The sequence below is a fragment of the Anaerotignum sp. genome (genome assembly GCF_051877975.1).
In the GTDB taxonomy this organism is placed as follows: Bacteria; Bacillota; Clostridia; order Lachnospirales; family Anaerotignaceae; genus Anaerotignum_A.
In genome coordinates this window covers 1-23,249 of the sequence record NZ_JBJEJK010000043.1, presented here as the reverse complement: position 1 = coordinate 23,249, position 23,249 = coordinate 1, and the positions used below count along the sequence as shown (strand labels likewise).

At 43.8% G+C, this 23,249-nt stretch carries 17 protein-coding genes and 1 pseudogene; 3 read left to right on the top strand and 15 right to left on the bottom strand.

The features are described from left to right. Positions 1–86: 86 nt before the first annotated feature. The 4 genes and pseudogenes from phnX to ACI39P_RS07000 all read right to left on the bottom strand — a co-directional run bounded on the left by phnX (position 87) and on the right by ACI39P_RS07000 (position 5,432). Complete coding sequence (phnX, locus tag ACI39P_RS07015) at positions 87–854, bottom strand: phosphonoacetaldehyde hydrolase (RefSeq protein WP_439719955.1); 768 nt, start codon at positions 852–854, stop codon at positions 87–89. After that, complete coding sequence (phnW, locus tag ACI39P_RS07010; protein WP_439719954.1) at positions 851–1,945, bottom strand: 2-aminoethylphosphonate--pyruvate transaminase; 1,095 nt, start codon at positions 1,943–1,945, stop codon at positions 851–853. The genes phnX and phnW overlap by 4 nt, the downstream gene beginning before the upstream one ends. A 72-nt stretch (positions 1,946–2,017) precedes the next feature. Continuing rightward, a pseudogene (locus ACI39P_RS07005) lies at positions 2,018–4,663 on the bottom strand (extracellular solute-binding protein). Between the two features lie 4 nt (positions 4,664–4,667). After that, positions 4,668–5,432, bottom strand: coding sequence for an ATP-binding cassette domain-containing protein (locus ACI39P_RS07000; RefSeq protein WP_439719953.1), 765 nt, complete (start codon positions 5,430–5,432; stop codon positions 4,668–4,670). Positions 5,433–6,334: 902 nt separating this feature from the next. Here ACI39P_RS07000 and ACI39P_RS06995 point away from each other — a divergent pair. After that, the gene (locus ACI39P_RS06995) at positions 6,335–7,300 is read left to right on the top strand and encodes an exonuclease domain-containing protein (RefSeq protein WP_439719952.1); all 966 of its coding nucleotides are present in this window, start codon (positions 6,335–6,337) and stop codon (positions 7,298–7,300) included. Between the two features lie 383 nt (positions 7,301–7,683). On the opposite strand, the gene ACI39P_RS06990 is transcribed toward ACI39P_RS06995, so the two are convergent. The 4 genes from ACI39P_RS06990 to ACI39P_RS06975 form a co-directional block, all read right to left on the bottom strand. Then, the gene (locus ACI39P_RS06990; RefSeq protein WP_439719951.1) at positions 7,684–8,487 is read right to left on the bottom strand and encodes a sporulation initiation factor Spo0A C-terminal domain-containing protein; all 804 of its coding nucleotides are present in this window, start codon (positions 8,485–8,487) and stop codon (positions 7,684–7,686) included. Positions 8,488–8,796: 309 nt separating this feature from the next. After that, a complete protein-coding gene (locus ACI39P_RS06985; protein ID WP_439719950.1) occupies positions 8,797–9,006 on the bottom strand; it encodes a hypothetical protein in 210 nt (69 codons plus the stop codon). 250 nt (positions 9,007–9,256) lie between these two features. After that, positions 9,257–10,282, bottom strand: a complete 1,026-nt coding sequence (gene spoIVB / locus ACI39P_RS06980) for a SpoIVB peptidase (RefSeq protein ID WP_439719949.1) — start codon at positions 10,280–10,282, stop codon at positions 9,257–9,259. 189 nt (positions 10,283–10,471) lie between these two features. Continuing rightward, on the bottom strand, positions 10,472–11,635 hold the full coding sequence (locus ACI39P_RS06975; protein ID WP_439719948.1) for a serine hydrolase: 1,164 nt from the start codon (positions 11,633–11,635) through the stop codon (positions 10,472–10,474). Positions 11,636–12,259: 624 nt separating this feature from the next. On the opposite strand from ACI39P_RS06975, the gene ACI39P_RS06970 reads away from it, so the two are divergent. Then, positions 12,260–14,311 (top strand): S-layer homology domain-containing protein, encoded by a 2,052-nt coding sequence (locus ACI39P_RS06970; protein ID WP_439719947.1) that lies wholly within the window; start codon positions 12,260–12,262, stop codon positions 14,309–14,311. A 139-nt stretch (positions 14,312–14,450) separates the two neighbouring features. Here the strand turns inward: ACI39P_RS06970 and ACI39P_RS06965 are convergent, their stop codons facing one another. From ACI39P_RS06965 to ACI39P_RS06940, 6 genes are all read right to left on the bottom strand, one after another. Continuing rightward, positions 14,451–15,632, bottom strand: coding sequence for an aminotransferase class I/II-fold pyridoxal phosphate-dependent enzyme (locus ACI39P_RS06965; RefSeq protein WP_439719946.1), 1,182 nt, complete (start codon positions 15,630–15,632; stop codon positions 14,451–14,453). Between the two features lie 67 nt (positions 15,633–15,699). Beyond that, positions 15,700–16,602, bottom strand: a complete 903-nt coding sequence (locus ACI39P_RS06960) for a thiamine pyrophosphate-dependent enzyme (protein ID WP_439719945.1) — start codon at positions 16,600–16,602, stop codon at positions 15,700–15,702. A 13-nt stretch (positions 16,603–16,615) separates the two neighbouring features. Continuing rightward, positions 16,616–17,794 carry a transketolase C-terminal domain-containing protein gene (locus tag ACI39P_RS06955; RefSeq protein ID WP_439719944.1) on the bottom strand — a complete coding sequence of 393 codons (1,179 nt, stop codon included), beginning with the start codon at positions 17,792–17,794 and terminating at the stop codon, positions 16,616–16,618. After that, positions 17,794–18,063, bottom strand: a complete 270-nt coding sequence (locus tag ACI39P_RS06950; RefSeq protein WP_439719943.1) for a 4Fe-4S dicluster domain-containing protein — start codon at positions 18,061–18,063, stop codon at positions 17,794–17,796. Before ACI39P_RS06950 ends, ACI39P_RS06955 begins: the two co-directional genes overlap by 1 nt. An 11-nt stretch (positions 18,064–18,074) precedes the next feature. Further along, positions 18,075–18,614, bottom strand: coding sequence for a 2-oxoacid:acceptor oxidoreductase family protein (locus ACI39P_RS06945; protein WP_439719942.1), 540 nt, complete (start codon positions 18,612–18,614; stop codon positions 18,075–18,077). 28 nt (positions 18,615–18,642) lie between these two features. Continuing rightward, a complete protein-coding gene (locus ACI39P_RS06940) occupies positions 18,643–20,214 on the bottom strand; it encodes a CoA-transferase (protein WP_439719941.1) in 1,572 nt (523 codons plus the stop codon). Between the two features lie 184 nt (positions 20,215–20,398). Between ACI39P_RS06940 and ACI39P_RS06935 the strand changes: the two genes are divergently transcribed. Then, positions 20,399–21,163: an IclR family transcriptional regulator domain-containing protein gene (locus tag ACI39P_RS06935; protein ID WP_439719940.1), complete on the top strand. Its 765-nt coding sequence runs from the start codon at positions 20,399–20,401 to the stop codon at positions 21,161–21,163. A gap of 116 nt (positions 21,164–21,279) precedes the next feature. On the opposite strand, the gene lepA is transcribed toward ACI39P_RS06935, so the two are convergent. Beyond that, positions 21,280–23,094 carry a translation elongation factor 4 gene (gene lepA / locus ACI39P_RS06930; RefSeq protein WP_439719939.1) on the bottom strand — a complete coding sequence of 605 codons (1,815 nt, stop codon included), beginning with the start codon at positions 23,092–23,094 and terminating at the stop codon, positions 21,280–21,282. Positions 23,095–23,249 lie beyond the last annotated feature (155 nt).

Sequence of the window (23,249 nt, the reverse complement as noted above, 5' to 3'; positions counted from 1 at the left end):
TAACGTTCAAAAAGTTGTGAACCTTCCTGTTCAGCCTTCAAAGCTTATCATAAAAAGCCTTTCCTGCACACCCCCGCAATAAATATTTATTTCACCAGTTTTACGATACCACGAATATCTCTTACAACATAATCCGCACCTGCTTCATAGTAAATATTTGCCACTTTCTGATACAGCGTCTCTTTTTCTTCTGCTGTCAGTGCTTCATATTCTGCCTGTGTCAGGCCAGCAACCGAACTGCCTTCTACAATCCCTACAGAAACCATACCGGCGTTTTTGCCTTCCTTGATATCTGCTACGGTATCGCCGACTTTCATCACTCTTCTGATATCCTGCAGTTTTAATTCCTGCATATTTTTGAAAATCATATACGGATAAGGTCTGCCGCATTTGCCAACAGAATCCGGGCTGAACCAGCAATCTGCTTCATATCCTGCTGCTTTTGCCGCGGGAACTACGATTTCCATCATTTCATCTGTATAGCCTGTTGTAGAGCCAATTTTCATCCCCATCGCCCGCAGCTCAGCAATCGTTTCTTTCACATAGGGTTTCGGTTCCGCAAACTGATGGACAATTTCAATGATCTTCTTTTCACTCAGTTCATATACCTGCTGTACATCTGCCTCTGTCCATGCTCTGCCGTGGATTTCTTCCCACAGTTTGCTGATGCGTTCCATGGAGAGCATGGTGCGTACATGGTCAATCTTCAGCATACCCATGGGCTTGCGTACTTCTTCCAGCGTAGGCGTGATGCCGAACGCTTCAAAAGCTTCAACAAATGCCTTTACAGGTGCAAAGCTGCCATAATCAACCGTTGTGCCTGCCCAGTCAAAAATTATACCATCATATTTCATTTTTTCTCCTCCATAAAATCCCTGAAAATTTCGCACAGCTTTTTCATATCTTCTTCGTAGATTTCACCAATGTGACCGATGCGGAAAGTTTCTGCGTCTGTCAGCTTACCGGGATAGATTGCATAGCCTCTTTCCTTGATATACTGATACATTTCATTGAAATCGTAATCGGTATTTTCAGGATAGTAGAAAGTTGTGATGATAGGCCCCTGATTTTCGTCTTCGATGAAAGGGCGGAAGCCCATTTCTCTCATATGTGCAATCAGGTAGTTTTTGTTGTTGTTGTATCTGTTGAATCGGGCAGGGATACCGCCTTCTGCTTCCAGTTCCTGCAGTGCCTGCCAGAATGCCAGCACCACATGGGTAGGAGAAGTGAACCTCCATTTCCCGTCTTTCTGCATCGTTTCCCACTGTTCATAGAGATCCAAAGACAAACTTCTTGCTTTGCCTTTACTTTCTACCAGTTTATCTGTTTTACAGATGATGAAAGAGAAACCAGGTACCCCCTGGATACATTTATTCGCACTGCTGATCAGAAAATCAATCCCCAATTCACCTACATTGATCTCTACACCGCCAAAGCTGGACATCGCATCCACAATAAAAGTTCTGCCAGCGGCTTTTACTGCTTTTGCTACAGAAGCGATATCATTCAAAATACCAGAGGTTGTTTCGCTGTGGACCATAGAAACATGGGTGATCGCCGCATCTTCTGCCAGAATCTTTGCAATCTTTTCCGCAGAAGGCATCTGATCGAAGGGTTCTTCATACATCACATAGTTGATGCCCGCGTGCTGTGCAATCTGCGCCATACGTTTCCCGTAAGCACCATTGGCAGCAATCAACAGTTTCTCTTCTGTGCCGATCACACTTGTCAGCACAGATTCTACACCGAAAGTACCACTGCCCTGCATTAGGACTGCAGTATATTCAGGTTCTTTTACATGAGCCAGTTCCAACAGCTTGCTGCGGATCGCTCTTGTGATCTTCATGTAATCTTCATCCCATGTACAATGATCGTCCATCATCTGTTTTTTTACAGTTTCCGTCGTTGTCAGAGGACCGGGTGTCAGCAATTTATAATTCAGCATGGTTCTCTCCTTACTTTCATCCATCATTTTCCAATTCTGGTTTATTTTCAATATTTTGCTTGTCTAATTTTTTTATTTACAGCTTTCGGACAGTTCCTGGTGTTTTTCCAGCAGGGCAACTGTCAAAGGTTCCGCAAAGGTTTTCGGATATGCAGAAGCATTTACAGAATCTGTTGTTTCGCCTTCATAGATGGCATTCGGATAGTAGCTCTGCAGTGCACTTCTGCCATTCAGAATAATACATTCTGCCATTTCCTGTGCCAGAGGGTTTGTAGCTTCCCCTTTATCTACTACTGCGATAGATTCTGTCAGAGAGAAGTTTCCTTCTGTAGGGTCAACATAGTCGATCGGCAGACCTTCCGCTTTATCAGCGACTGCCTGCTGACGCAGACCAAAACCAATTGCTACTTCACCGGCACGGGCTTTTTTCAGAGGGGCAGAACCGGAACTTTCGATGTGAGGGCCAGCATTTTCATAAATGGCTGTCAATACTTCTTTTGCGCCGTCCTCACCATATTCACTTACCAACGCCTGAATCAGCAGCCATGCTGTAGAAGAACTTTTTACATCTGTTACAGAGATCATATCTTTATATACAGGATCTGCCAGGTCTTTCAGGCAAGTGGGCATAGGCAGGTTGTTTTCCGCCAGCACTTCTGTATTTACAATAATACAACCTTCCTGAGAAGTAATCGGCGCACAATATGTACTTTCGCTGCCATCCAAAAGGTGGAATTCAAATTGCAAATCCTGGAACATATTCTGCTGTTCCTGGGCACTGTCGATATAGAATGTGCTCAGGGTCAGCAGGTCTGCTTCGATATTTGTGCCTTCTGCCAGTACTTTGCCGCCCAGTTCGGATGTGCCAAAGGTCTGGAAGATATACTGGTCTGCATAACCATTTGCATCCAATGTTGCTTTCATTGCTTCCACCGCTTCATCATCCGCATTGGAATAAATAATAACCTGTTCCGCCGCGCTGCCGCCTTCTGCAGCTGTTTCAGAGCCGCCGCAGCCTGCCAGTGCAGACATAGCCATAATACCTGTCATCAGTAATGCAAATTTTCTTTTCATTGTTCTTTCTCCTTTTTACTGTTATTTGTTTTCTCTTTTAATTACATAACCCAGCACACCTTTTATAATTAAATTTGTGGCAAGGATAAATAACGATAATACAAATACTTCATTAAATTTGGTATAATACTGCAATTCTTTGATTTTTGTTGTCAATACCATTGTTCTTGCACCAGCAATGAAGACAACGGCACTGACCGTTACCATAGCATTGACAAAGTAATAGCTCAATACTTCCAAAATGGTAGATTTCATATTTGGTGTCACGATGCGGATAATCGTCTTGATCCAGCTGTCGCCCATCAGGGCTGCTGTTGTCTCCCAAGAATTATTCAGCTTTTCCAAAGACCCCTTCATCATCAGATAAGGAGTGGAAAAGAAGTGGATCACGTTGCACAGGATCATCAGCCGGAAGGTGTTCTGCAGGGATGTGCCGGAAAAGATCAGCATATATGCAATACCGATTACCATACCGGGAATCGTATTGGTGATCAGGGCAATACTGTCGATGATCTTTTTATATTGTTTCTTCATACCGCTGCGGGCTGTAGCCAAAGCTGCACCATAAGTCACCAGAAGGCCGATGATCGCAGTAAATACTGCAACCAAAATAGAGTTTTTATAAACCATCGTCAGGCTGCTGTCTCTCAATACCGCCTGCAAATGTTCCAATGTAAATTTGATGCGATAAGGCCATTCATCTACGAAGGGAACAATCAGAATCACCAGGAAGATGGACAGCATCGTCAGCAAAAGCACCGCAGAGCCAACGCCGCAGATGCCGTCTCTCAAATAATTTTTCTTAAATTCTATTGTAGAAATTTTGTTATAACGAATACTGTATCTTTCCAGATAATGCAGCAGAGCAATACTCAGGACAGAGGGAATCAGCATCAGCATCGCTACAACTGCGCCCTGCTGAAAATCCGGGATGCTGCCCAGCATTTCATTATACAGCACCGTTGCTACCACCTGATATTTTCCCCCTACAGAAGCTGGGATACCGTAATCCGTAAAACAAAGGAAAAAGCACTGCACCATAGAGGCCGCCAGTGTCCCCAACAGAGGGCGGAAAACCGTCTGCAAAAATGTAGAAAAGGGGCTGTCCCCCATAACACGGGAAACGACCATAAATTTTTTATCGATAAAGCCCATAGCATTTAAAATCAGCAGGAAAGAAATGGGCAGGGTATAGATGACATAGCCAAAGAGCAGCCCATAAAACCCATAGATTTCAAAAAGCTGTCTGCCAAAAAGCTTTGTCAGAAGCCCCAGCTTCCCGAAGGAATAGATGATCGCAAAGCCATAGGTAATCGTCGGCAGGAGCATCGGCAGCACTGCCAGCAGGCGGATCATCTTTTTCCCTACAGCAGGAAGATTCGTATATTGGATACTGTAAGCCAGAAAAAATGCCAGTATCGTAGAAATGACCGCCGCGCTGAGCGAAACCTTGACACTATTTCCAAAAGCTGTCAAAAATCCTTTCTCTGTCAATACTTCTATATAATTTGCAACTCCCCACCCTTCGTCCAAAACGAAAGATTCCACCAGCAAGCGGATGATAGGAACTGCCAGAAATGCTGCAAAAAACAGTAGGATGATTCCATAGATGGTTTTGATTTCTCGTTCTTTTCTGATAACCATACTCTTATACCGCCTGTACTTTCGCTTCCTGCTGGAACAATGCAAAAATATTATTTTTCTTGATCTCCAGCTGACTTAAAATAAATTCTTTGATAAAAGCATTGCCGGGTCTGGCAATAATCTCTTCCGGCGCACCGAATTGAGAGATTTTTCCTTCATTCACAATCAGCACTTTATCGGAAAGAGTCAAAGCTTCTTCCGGGTCGTGGGTAACGATGATTGTTGTCAGGTGGTATTCCTTCGCAATCTGCTTGATCTTTTCCTTGATAGATTCTTTGATGACCCCATCCAGGGCACTCAGGGGTTCATCCAGCAGCAGGATCTTCGGCTTCATCACCATGGTTCTTGCCAAAGCTACTCTCTGCTTTTGCCCGCCTGAAAGCTGTTCGATCTTCTTTTCCAAGTGCGGACGCAAACCCAGCAGTTCGATCAGATCTTCTACTTCTTCTTTTGTAGAAATATTGGGACTGTTTTTCAGACCATATGTAATATTCTGATATACATTCAGATTAGGAAACAGGGCATAATCCTGAAATACAATGTTAAATCCTCTTTTCTCCATAGGCACATTTGTAATATCTTTACCTTCAAAAATAATGCTGCCACCATCTGCATCTGTCAGCCCTAAGATCAGGTTCAGCAGTGTTGTTTTGCCGCAGCCGCTGGGGCCAAGGATAGAAACGATTTCGCCTTCTTCAATGGTCAGATCGATGCCATTCAGCACAGGTACGCCATCATAAGTTTTTTTAATATTCTTCAATTCAAGCATCTGCAATGCTCCTTTCCGCTTCTTTTATTTTCACAATCATTTAATCATATTCTTAAAACCCAAACTATCTGGATTGGGTAAAAACATTGTGAAAATCTAGTAAAATGCCCCCAAAAACACTGCAGATTTTTCTTGCATTTTATTTTCTTTTTTATAAAAACCATTGTCCCCGCCATTCCAGATTGACCCAATAATATAGGCCTTTGCCATCAGATTGAACGCCAAAGTGATGCCTGCAAAATGCACTATTTTCTGTTTTCTGCTCTGTAAATCACATATGTAAAAATATCTAATGCGCAGTACAGATATAATCCATACAGTGTTCATATAGTATTCAATTAAATTTTTCTCCCAATTTTCAGAAAGATATTGTTTAAACAAAATATCGAAAATCGCTGAAACATCTCCTTGCCTGCAGACTGCGCTGCAAAGCATAGCCTTCAAATATACAGTTTTTTGGATCCTTTTCTGTAATCATAATTTTTGTCTCCTCTACAGTCTCAAAAGTAATAAACTGCACTGATGCCAAAGCCCCCTGATTCCTGCAGTAAAATTCAAAATTCTGTTATTTCTTGTACTCATATAAAAATGCCTTTCTGCATTCTTTATTACATTTGTATCTTTTATCCGTCCAATCCCCATTGTATCATTTCTGCGCCCCCTTTCTTGGCTTCATACTCTCATCCTGAATCAAAATTCTCAACGCAACAAAAAAATGAAGACAAGGAAAACCTGCTTCTTTATAAAAATTTCATGAGCAATTCGGAAATTCCAAATGATTTGTTCTATCAAAAACCGTCTGCACTTTATAACAAAAGTCCGTATTTTTGTACACGAAATTTGATATGCTTTTTTCAAGATAAAACAGAACTCGACAAAAATCTTTACGGAGGGGATCATTTATGAAATATATCATTTTAGATTTGGAATGGAATCAGGCGATCAAAAAACTTCATTTATATCTGGAAGGAGAAATTATCCAGATTGGTGCCGTAAAGTTAGATGAATCCTTCAAAAAAATCGAAACATTTAAAATCGGCATTGCACCAAAATATTATAAGAAGCTGCATTGGAAAGTAGCAGAATTAACCCATATCTCTGAAGCAGACTTTGCTTATGGCTTCTCATTTCCTACAGCATTCAGATATTTTAAAGATTGGTGCGGTGATGAGTTTACCCTTCTCACTTGGGGAAATGATGACCTGCGTATTCTGAGGGCCAACTTGAATCTTTATAAACTGGATCCAAACTGGATTCCTGCAGCATATAATCTCCAGTTAATCTTTGATCGTCAAATCGCCCATGAAAACAGGCAGTGTTCTCTGCTTTATGCCATGGAAAAAATCAATAAAGTTCCCTTAGAAGCCCATGATGCACTGCATGACGCATTGAATACATATGAAGTCTGCCAAACATTAGATTTAAACAGAGCCTTTGCAGACTATTCTTCATATCGCAAGAAAAAGATCACTCCAGAATATCCAAATGTAGCAGGTCAAACTTCTGACGCATTTATTTATCCAAGTAAAAAAACTGCTTTTAAAGCAACCTCTAAACAAGATATTTTCTGTCCCTGCTGCAACAAAACTATGGATCATATGGAGTGGATTTCCCAAAACGATATCAAATATATTTCTTTAGCGAAATGCACCTGCGGGCATGAATATTTTATTCGGATGAAAATTAAGAAAACATCTGCAAACAAATATGCCGCTCCTATGTTTATCTATCAATTAGACCCTCAGTTAACAGCATATTATATCGAAAAGCGACTGAAAAAACTGCCTAAAATAGCTATGCTTTCTAAAAATATTTTATCCTTGCCAGAGTTTTCTACAGTTCATTTTTCATTTACAAACTGGAAGTAATCTGTCTCTCCCTGATTTCTATTATCCTTTCTATCAAAGCATTTTGAATCATACTGAAAAAATCCAGGGGAGAATCCCCTTCATACCTAATCAAAACCGCTAGCTAAACTAGTGGTTTATACCAGCTCTAGAAGGGCATATTACAGGCACAGCGTCTTGACACCCATTGAATAGTTCCACCAACCGCATTATGAATGTAATAAACTTTTAATGTCATTCATGACAAAACCTCCTTTGATTTTGAAAGCGGTTGGGGAACCACTTCCATTATATCGAAGGAGATTTTACTGCTATAAGTACCTTATTCCACCAGCAGAGCTGGTGGTTTCTTCGTGCTTAAGCGCACAAAGAAAAAAGACGTGATTCCTCACGCCTTTTTCCCTTCAGCCGATCTTTTTTGGTCTTTCTTCTCCTTGGATACGAAAAAATTCTGATAATGCAGCGATAAACTGCCCATTCGTGGGCTTTTCTGCCGGCAAATAGCCTGCCGCCTCAAAATATACCTGCGGGCCGTTTTTCTTCCATGCACTTTCAATGGCATGGCGGATTGCACGCTCTACCTTGCTGGCGGAAGTCTTATACATCTTGGCAATATCCGGATAGAGCCCTTTGGTGATGCCCACAAGCACGTCCTGATCCTCTACCGCCATCAATACTGCCTTGCGGATGAAATGATAGCCCCTGATGCTGGCTGAAATCCCCATCCGGCTCAGCATCACAGAAATTTCCCCTTCCAGATTCCGAAACGGATTTTCTGCTATTTCCGGTTCCTTTTCTTTTTTCGCCCCCTGGGCTTTCTCGCCACTTTCCTGACGCAGCAGCTGATGGATCCGTTCCATCAGCAGATCTCCTTGAATGGGCTTTGCCATATAGTAATCCGCCCCAAGGATAATTGCCTGACGCACCAGTTTATCGCTATCTATCGCAGAGATCAGGATGCAGATACAGCTGATGCCTTCTTTTTTCAGGTTCTCCAGAACCCAGAAGCCATCCCGTTCTCCCAGCAAAATGTCCATCAGAATCACATCCGGCTTGCCTTGCTTCGCCATCTCCAGCACAGCAGGTCCACTGTCGGTCATCCCCATGACCGTCATGTCCCCCTTCCGTTCCAAGCAGCGCTTCAGACGTTGTAGGTAAAACCCATCACGATCCGCCAGAATCACTTTGCTTTTTTCGTTTCCTTTCATAAAAGTGCACCCCATTTCTTAAATGTTTCTCCGTTTTCTGACAGGAAAAGCGGCTTCCCTTCCGTCTTCTGTCGATTCTATTATAAATGCTGTCAAAAAATTTTGCCATACAACAAAACCCAAATGCACTTTTAGGAGCGTAAATACCAAAAAAAGGAGGTTTTTACCATTCAGTAGCGGAAAAATGTCTTTCAGTAAACGACAAAAGACCGATAAAATCGGTCTTTTTCTTCGCTCAAACAAGGAACTTCGTTCCTTTCTATGTATGTTCTCTTTTCCTTTTATGGCAGCTTTTCCACCATAAACTCCTTATCCCGCAGCCGAAACGATTCCATCCATCAGCAAAAAGATCAGCAGCAGGCAAACAACAAAAACACCGCCCCACCTTGCCACAGTACGGTTTTCTTTTTTCATTTGTATGCCATAAACGAACGCAATACCGGAAAACAACGCCGCGATCCAGCTGCAAAGCAACAATATGATATAGACTGCTTCCGGAACAAAAAGCAAGTGATCCATGAAAACTCTCCTTGTTTATTTTTTTATGATTGGAATCCTATTTTAAAATACCGTTATATAGGATAATTATACCATAAATATCCATATAAAAAAAGAGTTCCCCTTTCTGTGTCTGGAAAAATTCAATCTATTTTTTTAGCTCTGGCGAATGATAAGCTGCTTTTTCCCAAAAAACCTGCTTTTCTCTTTTTTTCAAAAACAAAACCTGCTTTGGATAAAAATAGCGGCGGGATACCCCGCCGCTGTCTGCTTATGCCGCCGCCAACATGGTCTCGATAAATGTTCCATAGCCCTTTGCAGGTTCATTTAACATCACATGGGTCACCGCGCCCACCAGTTTACCATCCTGCAGGATCGGGCTGCCGCTCATCCCCTGCACGATGCCTCCCGTCAGGTGCAGCAGACGCTCATCCGTAATGCGGATGGTCATATCCTTATTGCTTTTTCCGCCATTGCGGTCGATACTTTCGATCTCCAAGGCATATTCCTTCACTTTTCCGCCTTCCAGGTCGGAAAGCAGAACAGCTTTGCCTTTTTTGACCTCATCCGCAGCGGCAACAGGAATCGCCTGCCCCGCAAAAACCTCTTCTTCTGCCATACCATAAATACCCACTTCTGTATTTTTTTCGATATGGGCTAATTTTTCCTCCCGGTTCACTTTCCCCATCAACTCCCCGGCTGTACCTTTCTGCCCTTTCACAATCTCAGTCAGGTCAGCATCCACCAGAGAGCCTTCCCGGATGGTCATCAGCTCATCGGTATCCACATCATAAACCCCATGTCCCAAGGCTCCAAAAGTTCCGCTTGCGGGGTCATAATAGGTCACTGTACCGATGCCCTGGATGCTGTCCCGAATCCAGACGCCGATTTTAAACGCATTGTCTGCTGCACTAAAAACCGGCGTGATCTTCACTTCCTTTTGTCTGCCGTTTCGTTCCAAAAGCAGTTTCATGGTCTCGCCGCCGCTGCTTTCCACTGCTTCCAGAAAAGCTTCCTTATTCTCCATGGATTCCCCGTCGGCTTTCAATATCAGATCTCCGATTTTCAGGACACCTTTGCTGGGCTCATACGTCTCATTATCCGCTCCGTTTACAAAGCCTGTCCCCAAAACCAAAAGTCCCTTCGTATCCATCGTTACCCCGACAGTTTGCCCCACAGGAACCAGTTCCCGCTGTTCTGATGCCTGTACCGTCTGCGGAAGCCAAAGCAGAATCGGTATGAAAATTGCTGCCAGCGGGAATACTGAAAAAAACTGTTTTCTTTTGATTCGCTGCATCTTCTCCTCTCCCAACTGCATTTTTCGGAACAATAAATTTTCGTTTTTTGTTCCAAACTTACTTTCTCCCCAAAGAAAAGACAGTATTCAGCCCAAAAACACCAGAAACATACAAGGCTTGACATTTTCAATGAAACTCTGTTCTGGCAATTTTTTATTTTTATAAAAAAGGGCGCAGACAAGCACCCTTTAAAACCAATTTTTCAGCATCCGCTGCAGCATGATATTGATATTGGCTTTTTCCACCGCTTCTGCCGTCACCAAATCTGTCCGTCCTACCTCTTCCCCATTGATCAGATAGACCAGTTCGCCCACCTTTTCCCCTACCGTTACAGGTGCATCCATACCGGGTAAAACTTCTGTCTGTGTTTCCCAATCGCCGCTCCTGTCCTTTTTCAGCAGCATAGAAATCTCTTCTTTCACCACCACAGGTACGCTGTCCGCCATTCCTTTGGCAACAGGGATCTCTGCCATTTCCTGCCCGGCAGGCAGTCCTTTTTGGGCAGTATAATTGGCAAAGCCATAATCCAACAGCTTCATGGTCTCCTGAAAACGTACTTTGAAATCCGGCGCAGCCATAACAACCCCAATCAGGTGCAGCCCATTTCGCTCCGCCGTGCCGGAAAGGCAATATAAGGCTTTCCCCGTAGAGCCCGTTTTCAATCCTGTTGCCCCTTCATACCATTTGATAAGCTTATTGGTATTCGTCAGGCCAAATTCCGATTCACCCTTGCGGGTCTTATGTATAATGGTATCCTGCCATGTGGTGGTGTATTCCTGAATTTCTGGGAAGCGGGTCATCAGTTCCCGGCTCATCAGCGCAATGTCATAAGCACTGGTCTCATGTCCATCTACATCCAGCCCGCAGGCATTCACGAAATGAGTATCTTCCATCCCTAGTTCCTCTGCTTTTTGATTCATCCGTTCCACAAAAGCCTCTTCGCTGCCCGCCACAAATTCCGCCATAGCCACCGCCGCATCGTTGGCAGAAGCGATGGCAATGCACTTTGTCATATCTGCCGCCGTTTGCATTTCTCCCGGCTCTAAAAAAACCTGAGAACCGCCCATGCCGGCCGCATGCTCGCTAACCTGCACACTGTCCTCCCATTTAAACTGTCCGGCTTCTTCTGCCTCATAAATCAGCAGCAGCGTCATGACCTTCGTCACACTGGCCGGCGGCATAGCTTCATGGCTGTTCTTCTCATATAAAACCGTTCCCGTTGCCGCGTCCATCAGCACAGCGCTTTTGCTTTCCAAAGTCAACGGTTCTGTTTCCGCGCCATAGACAGGTACAAGTAAAAGTACCGCCAGCAGCAGTGACAGAAGTACCGCCGCTTTTCTGTGTTTTTTCATCCTCCCATTCCTCCCAAAAGCATCTTACTGACACTCTATGTTTTTTCCTGGAAAGATATGTCTCTCCGTTGGCTTGGCGTCATTCTTAACATTTGTTGAACCGTTTTGTATAAAGACGAATTGGCAGGATTGCTGCTCCTTTCTGCATACCGATATACTTTTTCATTCTGCCCTTTGCCGGTTGATAAACTGCATTTTTATTTCAAGATAACCTGTTCTGTTATCTGAATAATCCTTCCAGCCACAGTCCTTATTCCGCCGGCTTTTATGGTATTTTCTTCCCGTTTTCGCCAATGGATGTCCCGTTGGGTTTTCTGCTGCTTCCATGTTTTTCTGGCTGCAGAAAGGAGATCCACAAAGTTTTCGCTTGCATCAGACAGCCCCTTGTCCTACTGCTATCCTCAGATCTATGGCTGTAAATAGGCGGTAAATCTCTCTTTCCCATGGGCAAAATGCCCAAAAAGCCTACTATTTCAGAAAAACCGATTTTTCAAATTCTTAATTCTTTCTTAAATTCATCCAATTTTTATAAAAAATGGCGCATTTTATAATATAATCTTGCTATAGTTGTTACAAATTTGATATACTATTCTCAGTTACAAACACAAAAAGGAGGCTTGTCCTATGAAATATAATAAAGCAAAACAAACTATAGCATTTATGGCAGCGGCACTTTTAGCCTGTCAGCCTGTTTCCGCCTATGCGGCAACCTTTGCGGATATCAATCAGGCTCCTTGGCCCGGTGCGGAAACCGCCATCAATAAAGCTGCCGATTTAGGGCTGGTCGTTGGCGAAACCAGCAACGGCAAAACATATTTCCGCCCCAGAGATTCTGTATCTCTGGCAGAATCCTGCCAGCTGGCATATAAACTGCTGCAGCAGTCAGGAAAAGCTTCTGCCAGTTCTTCCGTAACAGAAAAATGGGCCACTGTTCTGACTACATACGGCATTCAGGAATGGGCGCACCCCGCTGTTTCTTTCTGCCTGGAAGAAGGAATCATCTCCATCTCCAATCTGAGTAGCTTTATGAAAAATGGCTCTAATCTGCCTGCCACAAGAGAACAGGCGGTAACTATCCTAGGCCGCGCTCTGACCACTGGCGTTTCCTCTTATTCTGCCAACGCCACAACAACAAAATTCAACGACAACAGCAGCATCTCCTCCGAAGCGCGCCCCTATGTTGCTCTTTTGAATGAAGTTGGTGTTGTTAATGGGGATGATACAGGCAATTTTAACCCTAAAAAAACACTGAACCGTACCGAAACTGCTGTACTGGTCACAAATCTGTATAATGTGCTGCAGAAGGAAACAACGTCTGCCACATCTACAACATCCACAAATTCTTCCTCTACAACTTCTACTTCTTCTGTCTCTTCTACCCAGAGCGGTACGATCAAAGACATGAACAATCTGTATGTAAACTTTGAAAACAGCAACGCCTATTATCTTTTTGCTTCTAATGGAGTTACAATCACCCTCAATGGCGCATCCTCTTCTGTTTCCAACCTGGTAACCCTGTTCAAAGATGGCAATACCATCAAAGCAACTTTAACTTTGGACAGCAGTAGCCGCATCACCAAACTGGCTGCAACCTGCGAAACAAAAACAACCAGCGAAAAGGCAACAAAGGGCACTCTGACAAAAGTAACCTATGATGATGACGATAATGATGGCTCTATCGTTATCGAAAAAACAAGCACCTATAAAATCGACGATGGCGATGACGTAGATATCACCATTGATAAAAAGAGTTATGACCTGGAAGGATTATATGACCTGTTCAAAGACTGTGAAGATGATGACCAGACCATCGAAGTAACGCTGACCCTCAACAGCAAAGGTGAAGTCACAAAGATCACCGGTTCTATTGAAGATGACGATGATGACGGCGATACTGTCAAAGGCGAAGTTTCCACAGTTTCCTATGATGAAGATGAAGAAGAAGGCTACATTAAGCTGAAAAACAAATCTACAAAATATTACATCAAGGATACTGACGATGTAACCGTAAAAATCGACAGCAAGACAAAAGACTATGAAGATCTGTATGATCTCTACGAGGATGATGAATATCTCTATGTGAAGCTGACACTGGACAGCAAAGATTATGTTACAAAAATTGAAGCTTCCACAGACGAAGATGATGATGACGATGAGGATGAAGTAGACGGCACCATCTCCAAAGTAACCTACGACGATGATGATGAGGAAGGCACCATCAAAATCGGCAGCAAAACCTATGAAGCCAGCGATACTGATGATGTAGATATCGAAATCACAGACGGCAAAACCAAAATCAAGGACTGGGAAGAACTTTATGATGCTTACAGAGACGGCAAAACCCTCTCCGTGACCCTGACCTTGGATGATGACGAGATTACCGAAATCAGCGGCAAAGTGACAAAAGCCAAAGGGATCCTGACAAGCTGGGATGATGATTACCTGAAATTGAAAGGAACCAAGAGCGGTACTTCCTTCAAATATGAATTTGATGAAGATGATGCCGATGATATCGATGTAGATATCGATGGCAGCGGCATGAGCAAAATTGATACGATGGAAGATTTCATTGAATGGCTGGAAGATAATTTTGACGATGATGATGACGAATTCACATTGGTTCTGAAACTGGATAAAAACGGATATATTACAGAAGTAACAGGTGAATATGAATAATCTTCAAAGCCCCGCTGCATAGCAGCGGGGCTTGTTTTTTTCTATTTAAAACAAGGATCAATGGATATCTGGATAGAAACCAGTATCAGACTATATTCCTTTCAAAAACATCCCCGATACAATATCCATTATGCTTTCCTCAAAGATTTTCTTTTATGATCCTGCAAAGCTTTTTCATGCCTTCTACAATTTTTTCTTCGGGCATATTAGAGTAATTCAGCCGCAGAGTATTTTCATGCCCACCATTGGGATAAAATCCTGTACCTGTTACAAATGCGACCTTTTCTGCCAGGCATTTCATGGAAAGCTCTTTTGCATTCACAGATTCAGGCAATTCGATCCATGTAAAGAGACCGCCTTCGGGATCCGTAAATTTGCAGCTGTCAGGCAGTTCTTTCCGCATGATATCGATCATTGTATTCTTTCTGTTTTTGTAGCATTCTCTGATCTTTTCCACATGGGCATCCAGATCAAACATATCGATCCATTTAGAAGCAGCCAGCATAGAAATCGTAGGTGCCTGCAAAGAGGATGCCTGTTTGATGAAATTATATTTTGCCAGAATGCTTTCCTCCGCGCATACCCAGCCCAGACGGAACCCGGGCGCCAGAATCTTGGAGAATGTCCCCAGATAAACCACAAGGCCTTTGGTATCCAGAGATTTCAGTGCTGGCAGATATTCTCCCTCAAAACGCAGCTCCCCATAGGGGTTATCTTCAATAACCGGAATTTCATATTTGTTTATGATCTCCATGAACTGTTTGCGGCGTTCCAAAGACCATGTCTTGCCGGAAGGATTCTGGAAATCAGGAATCACATAAATCATTTTAACATTTTTTGTTGTTTCCAAAACACGTTCCAGTTCATCCATCAGCATTCCTTCACTGTCTGTGGGAATGTCAATGAAATTGGGCTCACATGTTCTAAAAGCGTTAATCGCTCCCAGATAAGAAGGACTTTCCATCAGAACCACGTCGCCTTTATTCAGGAAAACCTGAGCGGAAAATGCCAGCCCCTCCTGAGAACCGGAAGTCATCAGAATATGGTCGATATCAGTGATGATATTATTTTTCGCTTTCATACGTTCCGCGATCTGTTCCCGCAGTCTGGGAACGCCTTCTGTTGTACCATACTGCAGTGCTTCCTGTCCATTTTCCTTCAATACAGTAACCATTGCCTCAATAACTTCATCAACAGGGAATAACTCCGGTGCCGGCATGCCGCCTGCAAAAGAAATAATATCAGGCTTTGCTGTCAACGCCATAAATTCACGAATTTCGGAGCCTTTCAACTGACTCATTCTATCTGCAAAATTTACCATATCTTCCCTTCTTTTCTTTCCAAGTTTAAATCACCGAAATATTCAGATCTGCAAAGAAGAAATGGTCTCAATCGCAAATCCGGCGCAGCAGATCATATCTCTGATCCACCGATGCCTGAATTTCGGCAATATCTTCTTCTGTCAGATCTTTAAATTTGCCAATGCCCTTTACAAAGTCAGCAATAGACATGGGATTCTTGTTTTCATAATTCAAATGGTAGCCCTGTGTATCCTTTTCCCACAGAGGGAACAGATTGGACTGCACTGCCTTCCGTGCAACAGAAATTGCTTTTTCAGGCGCATAAGACCAGCCTGTAGGACAGGGAGAAAATACATGCAGATAAGCAAAGCCTTTTTTACTTGCTTCCAAACCTTTCTGCACTTTTGCAACGAAGTCTGCCATATTGGAAGGAGATGCCGTTGCACAGTATTCCACATTGTGCATGGAAAGGATCAGAGGCAGATATTTCTGCTGCTGCTGTTTGCCGTTGATGACAGAACCGATGGGAGTTGTGGAAGTTCTGGAACCCTTTGTCGTGGTGGAGCTTCTCTGATACCCTGTGTTCATATAGCCTTCATTGTCGTAGCAAACATACAGCATCTTTTCATTTCTTTCGGCTGCTGCCGACAGGCTCTGGAACCCACAGTCTGCTGTTGCGCCATCCCCAGCCAGCGCAACAATATTAACATCTGGTCTGCCTTTTCTCTGATACATCTGGCTCAGACCGGTCAGGAAGGAGGCTGTGTTATCCAACAGAGGGATATGTACGGGAATTTTCAAGCCGTTGGCATAGTTCCACCCTACGACACCGGCACCTGCCATACACCCGGGAGGGATACCAATGATTGTATCTTCTCCGGCAACTTTCAAAATTGTTCTCAAAATCAGTTCGCCGCCGCACCCCTGACATGCAGACATGCCGGGTGTGACCTGATCTTGTGCTTCACGTAATACATCAATATAACTCATCCACAAAACCTCCTTATTCATTCATAAACCATTTTGTGGTCTTTTCACCGGGTTCATTTTTCTGTGCATCCAGCAGTTCAATGGTTTCCAGCATATTCCGCAGAGAAATATCTGCACCACCCAGACCGCCGATAGCAGAAAAATGGGCATATTTTTCATCCACATCCGCCAATGCTGCTTTTACTTCCATATGCATAGGTCCCTGACTCCAGCCGAAGCAAACGGAACGATCCACAACTGCAAAGGCTTTCTTGCCTTCCAGTGCTTTGGCAATTCGTTTTGCAGGGAAAGGACGGATAAATCTCAGCTTGATCAAACCTGCTTTGATACCTTTTTCTCTGGCGATATCCACTGCATCCATACCTGCGCCAGTCATACCGCCGATGGTAATCAGTACAACCTCTGCATCTTCTGCGCGATATTCTGAAATGGCACCACCATAGGAACGACCAAATTTTTCACCAAATTCTTTATCGATCTCTTCCAGCACTTCCAGGGCTTTTTCCATGGCATCCAGATGGCTCTTTCGATATTTCATCAGCAAAGGACCAGGGGTCAGCGGATCCAGAGCGAAAGGCTTTTTCGGGTCGAGTACACAATGTTGGAAGGAAGGCGCAGGCAGGAAAGCGTCTACTTCCTCCTGTTCCGGCACATCTACGCCTTCTGTCAGATGAGAACTGTAAAAACCATCGTAGCAAACATTGACAGGAATCAGTACATCAGGATGTTCTGCCAGTTTATACCCTTGAATCACCATATCCATGATTTCCTGGTTGCTGTCACAGAATACCTGGATCCAGCCTGCATCTCTGACAGAGATGGCATCCTGCTGGCCGCTCCATACGGTTTCAGGAGAAGTCATTTCTCTTGTTGCCAGTGCCATGACCATGGGCATACGCAGGGTGGACATACGGAAATAGGGTTCATACATCAGAGCCAGCCCCTGTGCGGAGGTTGCTGTAAAAACTCTGCCGCCGCCGGCTGCTGCCCCCTGCACAACGCTCATAGCGGAGTGTTCCGATTCTACCTGAACCAGATTCGCATCCAGTTCGCCATTATGTACCTTCGCCGCCAGACCTTCTACAACAGAAGACTGAGGCGTAATGGGATATGCTGCGATCAGATCGGGACGGCAAAGAGCAGCCGCTTCTGTCGCTGTATAGTTACCAATAAGTACTTTGATTTTCCCCATTATTCCTGACCTCCTTCCGGAACCATATCAATTGCTTTCTTCGGACATTCTTCTGCACAGATGCCGCAGCCTTTGCAATAATCATAAGTAATAAAGTATTTTTTATCTTCTGTTCCCCGAATTGCATTTACAGGACAGTATGTCAGGCACATCCCGCATTCCACACATTTTTCCTTATTCATGACCGGGCGAAAAACGCGCCAGCTTGCTGTATCCAGAATATACATGCCGTCATCACCGATTGGTGTGATATGTAAACGTTCAGCCATAGTATCCCTCCTTATCCTTTTACAATCTTAACCTGTTCATAGGCATTGATTGCGGCAACTCTGTTCTTTTCCCCGAAGGTTTTTGCGATTTCCTCAAACAGAATATCTTTATCCACCAGACCTGTCACTTTTGCAAAGGCGCCCAGCATTGCTGTATTGGGGATATTTCTGCCAAAGAGTGCTTCAGAAATGCCGGACGCATTTACCATGGCTACAGTTCCTGCATTTTCAGGAATCTGCAGTTCTTCCATAGTCTTTATAGAGTTGATGATGACCATGCCGCCATCCTTCAACCCTGCGTAGGTCTGCGGCAGCGTAACCAGAGAATCATCCATGATCACCAGAATATCGGGATCATAAATCTGTGTTTTGCAGCGGATGCTTTTATCATCCAGTCTCAGATACCCAAAAACAGGGGAACCCTTTCTTTCCACCCCAAAGAATGGAATAAACTGTCCATGGCTTCCACCTGCCACTGCCGCTTTTACCACCAGCTGAGATGCTTTTACAACACCTTGTCCGCCGCGGCCATGTAAACGAATTTCTTTCATGCTTTCACTGCTCCTTTCATATTTTCTTTTATTCCTTAAAGAAAGCTTCTTTACCCAGTGGTTCATCCATAAATATTGCTTGATCCATTTCTTTCAATGCATGGGAGATCAACGGACGAAACTCCATTTTTCCAATGATATCTTTTTCAACATCCACGCCGGGGGCATATTCCGTTAACATCAGCCCCTTTTCCGTCCAAAGGAAAACTGCTCTTTCTGTTACAATCATTACTTTCTGTTTCTTTTTGATAGCCATTTCGCCGCTGAAAGTAATCTGTTCCACATTCTTTTTGAATTTCAGCACATTCCCGTCTTTCACAATGTGCAGCTTTCCATTTTCCACACGGATATCGGATTTGCCTGCTGTAAAGGTTCCTGTGAAAATAACAAAGGGTGTATGCTGTACGATATTGATAAACCCACCGGGACCCATTACCTTTCCATTGAATTTGGATACATTCAGGTTGCCCGCTTCATCCATCTCTGCCAGGCCAAGCACCGCCATATCCAGGCCGCCGCCGTCATAAACATTCAGGATATCAGGCATCTTATAAAAGGCTTCCGGATTGATACTGCCGCCCAAGGCCAGCCCGCCTAAAGGTACGCCGCCCAAAACGCCCGATTCAATAGAAAGCGTAAATTCAGAAGAGATGCCTTCTTCCGCTGCAACTGCAGCCACAGCATCGGGCATCCCGATGCCCAGATTTACCAGTGTATTTTGCTTTAACTCCAATGCAGCCCTTCTGCCGCAAATCTTTCTTTCCTGGAGCGGCATTTTTTCCACTGCATCCAGAGGGATACGCACATCTCCTGTCAGTTCCGGCTGATATACATCGCTTGTAAAGGTCTGCGGATGGTTTTCAGGCTTTGCCACCACAACATAATCCACCATAAAACCATGGATCTTCACATCTCGGGGATCTAATGTTCCTCGGTTTACAATCTTTTCCACCTGCACGATAACGATCCCGCCGCTGTTATGGGTCGCTGCGGCAATCTCCAGCTGGTCTCCATGGATGGCTTCTTTCTCTAAGGAGATGTTGCCGTCCTCATCGGCGTAGGTGCCGCGGATGACACAAGCATGCAAAGGTGCCGTTTCATAATACAGACATTCTTTTCCATTCAATTCCATCAGGGAAACGATATCGCCGCCCTTTTCTTTTGTCAGTTCATTCCCCTTCGCTCCTTCGATCCGGGGGTCTACAAAAGTCCCAAGGCCCACATAGGTAGTCAGCCCAGGTTTATGGCTTGCTACTGCTCTGAACCAATCGGTGATGGTTCCCAGCGGCAGCATATAGCTGAAGAATTTATTCTCCGCTGCCATTTTTGCAATCCCCGGCTCCAATCCAAAATGAGAACAGATGACGCATTTCAAAAGTCCATCTGCTGCCAGGCGATTGATTCCTCTTTCCCCTTTGTCGCCAATGCTGACACCTTTGATCAAAGTCATATTTTTAGGATGACCAACTTCATCGTAATTTTTTCGAATTGCTTTTAATACTTCTTCCGGGCATCCAAAACCCAAAAAACCGCCAATAGCAACTCTCGCATCATCGGGAATCAGTTTTGCAGCTGCTCCCGCGGAAATCACTTTTTTCATACTCCTCCTCCTTCATATCATTTCTCTATGCGAATTACAATTTATTATATCGAACTTTAAATTTATTATAACGATATAAATATTGTATGTAAATATGAAATTTGCACAAAATAGATTTTGATTTCATTGACGAAAAATTGCCCAACTGATATACTGAAAAAAACATCGAAACGAGGTGTCTTTATTGAATCCAGACAATAACAGCAAATATATTCTAAGTTCCTTAGATAATGCACTTTCCATCCTGAATCTTTTTATCACCGCTCCGGAACTGACCCCAATTGAAATTTCTGCTCTTTCCGGAATCAATAGAAGTACTGTTTTTCGTATGTTGGTTACTCTGGAAAGCAGAGGATACCTTCTGCGGGATGATGCAAATAGATACCGCCTTGGGCTAAAATTGTTCACTTTAGGTCAGTTGGTATACAGCCGTGCTGAGCTGGTTTCCATCATTCATCCTTATCTGGCGAAATTAATGAAGGAAACTGGTGAGTCCTCTCATTTATCCATATTGGATGATACAACACATGTCGTTTTTCTGGATAAAGTCGTTAGCGACTCTCTTCTGAAGATGGATACGCCTCTTGGATTCCACCAGCAGGCCCATTTGACCGGCACCGGCAAGGCGATCCTTGCCTTTGAATCCGAACAGGTGGTGAATCAATACATCAAATTAGCAGAATTTTCAGCCAAAACAGAATTTTCTATCAAAACCGCAAAAGAATTTCTGGAAATATTAGAAACGATTCGTGAAAATGGATATGCCTGCGATGAAGAAGAATCCGAAATCGGCTTGACTTGTTTCGCCGTGCCTGTTTTCGATGCTTCCGGTCATCCTATCGCTGCCATCAGCTGTTCCGGCCCAACGACCCGTATGAACATGCGGAAAGAACAGCATATCCAAACACTGCAATCTATTGCACAAGAAATCCACAAAATCTTAAGCTAAACTTCTTTTTTCTCATATAAATTTTTATTTATGATAAAAAACACAATTAAAAAAACGATGTGATTTTTGTTCATCACATCGTTTTTTTATCTTTCCTCTTTTTCCGCCGGGCTCACTTAATCCTCGTCCAGCTTCAGCACAGACATAAATGCCTGCTGCGGTACTTCTACGCTGCCAATCTGGCGCATACGTTTTTTCCCTTCTTTTTGCTTTTCCAACAGTTTTTTCTTACGGGTAATATCACCGCCGTAGCACTTCGCCAATACATCTTTCCGCATGGCACTGATGGTTTCTCTGGCGATGATCTTGCTGCCGATGGCTGCCTGGATGGGAATTTCAAACAAATGTCTGGGAATTTCCTTTTTCAGCTTTTCGCACATCTTTCTGCCTCGCTCTGTTGCAGAGCCTTTATGCACAATAAAAGACAAAGCATCCACAGGCTCTTTATTAACCAGAATATCCAGCTTCACCAATTCGCTTTCCTGATAGCCGATAAGGCTGTAATCAAAGGAAGCATAGCCGCGGCTTCTGGATTTCAAAACATCAAAGAAATCGTAAATAATTTCATTCAGGGGCATGTGATAAGTCAGCATTGCTCTGGTAGAATCCAGATATTCCATACTGATATATTCCCCACGACGCTGCTGGCACAGCTCCATAATAGGGCCGATATAATCCTTGGGCAGCATAATCTCTGCCTTTACGATGGGTTCTTCCATCTTTTCGATACGGGCAGGGTCAGGCATATTGCTGGGATTAGATAAATCGAAGCTGGTACCATCTGTCAGATATACTTTATAAATAACACTGGGTGCTGTTGTAACCAAGTCCAGATTATATTCCCTTTCCAGTCTTTCCTGGATGATTTCCAAATGCAGCAGGCCTAGAAAACCACAACGGAAACCAAAGCCCAGAGCAATGGAAGTTTCCGGCTCGAAGAACAGTGCGGCATCATTCAGCTGCAATTTTTCCAAAGCATCCCGCAAATCAGGATATTTTGCGCCATCCACAGGGAAAATGCCGCAGTAAACCATGGGGTTTACCTTTTTATAGCCGGGAAGAGCTTCCGCCGTCGGTCTGGCTGCTTCTGTTACTGTATCGCCCACGCGGGTATCGGATACTGTTTTGATGCTGGCGGTAAAATAGCCTACCATCCCTGCGCTCAGTTCATCGGCAGGCAGGAAACGGCCGGGGCCAAAAATACCAACCTCAACCACATCAAATTCCTTCCCCGTTGCCATCATTTTTACCTTGCTGCCCTTGCGGATCTTTCCATCAAAGACACGCATCAAAACGATAACACCCCGGTACTGATCGTAAACAGAGTCGAATACCAAAGCCTTCAAGGGCGCATCAGGGTCGCCTGTAGGGGCAGGAATATCTGTAATGATACGTTCCAATACCTCCTCAATATTAATGCCGTTTTTTGCGGAGATTTCAGGGGCATCCTCCGCAGGGATCCCAATGATATCCTCAATCTCCTGTTTTGCCCATGCGGGGTTTGCACTGGGCAGATCGATCTTATTGATGACAGGCAATATTTCCAAATTATTATCCAATGCCAGATATACATTTGCCAATGTCTGCGCTTCAATGCCCTGGGCTGCGTCAACGATCAGCACAGCACCTTCGCAGGCCGCCAGGGAACGAGAAACTTCATAATTGAAGTCCACATGACCGGGGGTATCGATCAGGTTGAACTGATATTCCTCCCCATCCTGCGCACGGTAAATCAGACGCACCGCCTGCGATTTGATGGTGATGCCTCTTTCTCTTTCCAGGTCCATGTTGTCCAAAACCTGTTCCTGCATTTCTCTATCTGTCAAAAGACCCGTTTTCTGGATCAATCTGTCTGCCAGCGTGGATTTACCATGGTCAATATGTGCCACGATACAAAAATTTCGAATATTTTTCTGTTTGTCCTGAGACATACGCTTCCTCCTTGAACAAATTTGATTCATACATAATATCTTATTTTACCATATCTTTTATAGGGAAGTCAAAATAAACGCCGATTCTTTTCTGCCAAATCCCTCTTCTTCTGCTTTCATAAAAAATTCCTTCACCTTTTTTAACAAAGCCTTAA

What these genes read in the sequence shown, in the direction of transcription:
- ACI39P_RS06945 (WP_439719942.1), bottom strand. Translation starts at nt 18,614, where the DNA reads ATGAAAGAAATTCGTTTACATGGCCGCGGCGGACAAGGTGTTGTAAAA.
- ACI39P_RS06975 (WP_439719948.1), bottom strand. Translation starts at nt 11,635, where the DNA reads ATGAAAAAACACAGAAAAGCGGCGGTACTTCTGTCACTGCTGCTGGCG.
- ACI39P_RS06990 (WP_439719951.1), bottom strand. Translation starts at nt 8,487, where the DNA reads ATGAAAGGAAACGAAAAAAGCAAAGTGATTCTGGCGGATCGTGATGGG.
- spoIVB (WP_439719949.1), bottom strand. Translation starts at nt 10,282, where the DNA reads ATGCAGCGAATCAAAAGAAAACAGTTTTTTTCAGTATTCCCGCTGGCA.
- ACI39P_RS06965 (WP_439719946.1), bottom strand. Translation starts at nt 15,632, where the DNA reads ATGGTAAATTTTGCAGATAGAATGAGTCAGTTGAAAGGCTCCGAAATT.
- ACI39P_RS06955 (WP_439719944.1), bottom strand. Translation starts at nt 17,794, where the DNA reads ATGGGGAAAATCAAAGTACTTATTGGTAACTATACAGCGACAGAAGCG.
- ACI39P_RS06960 (WP_439719945.1), bottom strand. Translation starts at nt 16,602, where the DNA reads ATGAGTTATATTGATGTATTACGTGAAGCACAAGATCAGGTCACACCC.
- ACI39P_RS06940 (WP_439719941.1), bottom strand. Translation starts at nt 20,214, where the DNA reads ATGAAAAAAGTGATTTCCGCGGGAGCAGCTGCAAAACTGATTCCCGAT.
- phnW (WP_439719954.1), bottom strand. Translation starts at nt 1,945, where the DNA reads ATGCTGAATTATAAATTGCTGACACCCGGTCCTCTGACAACGACGGAA.
- ACI39P_RS06950 (WP_439719943.1), bottom strand. Translation starts at nt 18,063, where the DNA reads ATGGCTGAACGTTTACATATCACACCAATCGGTGATGACGGCATGTAT.
- ACI39P_RS06995 (WP_439719952.1), top strand. Translation starts at nt 6,335, where the DNA reads ATGAAATATATCATTTTAGATTTGGAATGGAATCAGGCGATCAAAAAA.
- ACI39P_RS07000 (WP_439719953.1), bottom strand. Translation starts at nt 5,432, where the DNA reads ATGCTTGAATTGAAGAATATTAAAAAAACTTATGATGGCGTACCTGTG.
- ACI39P_RS06970 (WP_439719947.1), top strand. Translation starts at nt 12,260, where the DNA reads ATGAAATATAATAAAGCAAAACAAACTATAGCATTTATGGCAGCGGCA.
- ACI39P_RS06985 (WP_439719950.1), bottom strand. Translation starts at nt 9,006, where the DNA reads ATGGATCACTTGCTTTTTGTTCCGGAAGCAGTCTATATCATATTGTTG.
- phnX (WP_439719955.1), bottom strand. Translation starts at nt 854, where the DNA reads ATGAAATATGATGGTATAATTTTTGACTGGGCAGGCACAACGGTTGAT.
- lepA (WP_439719939.1), bottom strand. Translation starts at nt 23,094, where the DNA reads ATGTCTCAGGACAAACAGAAAAATATTCGAAATTTTTGTATCGTGGCA.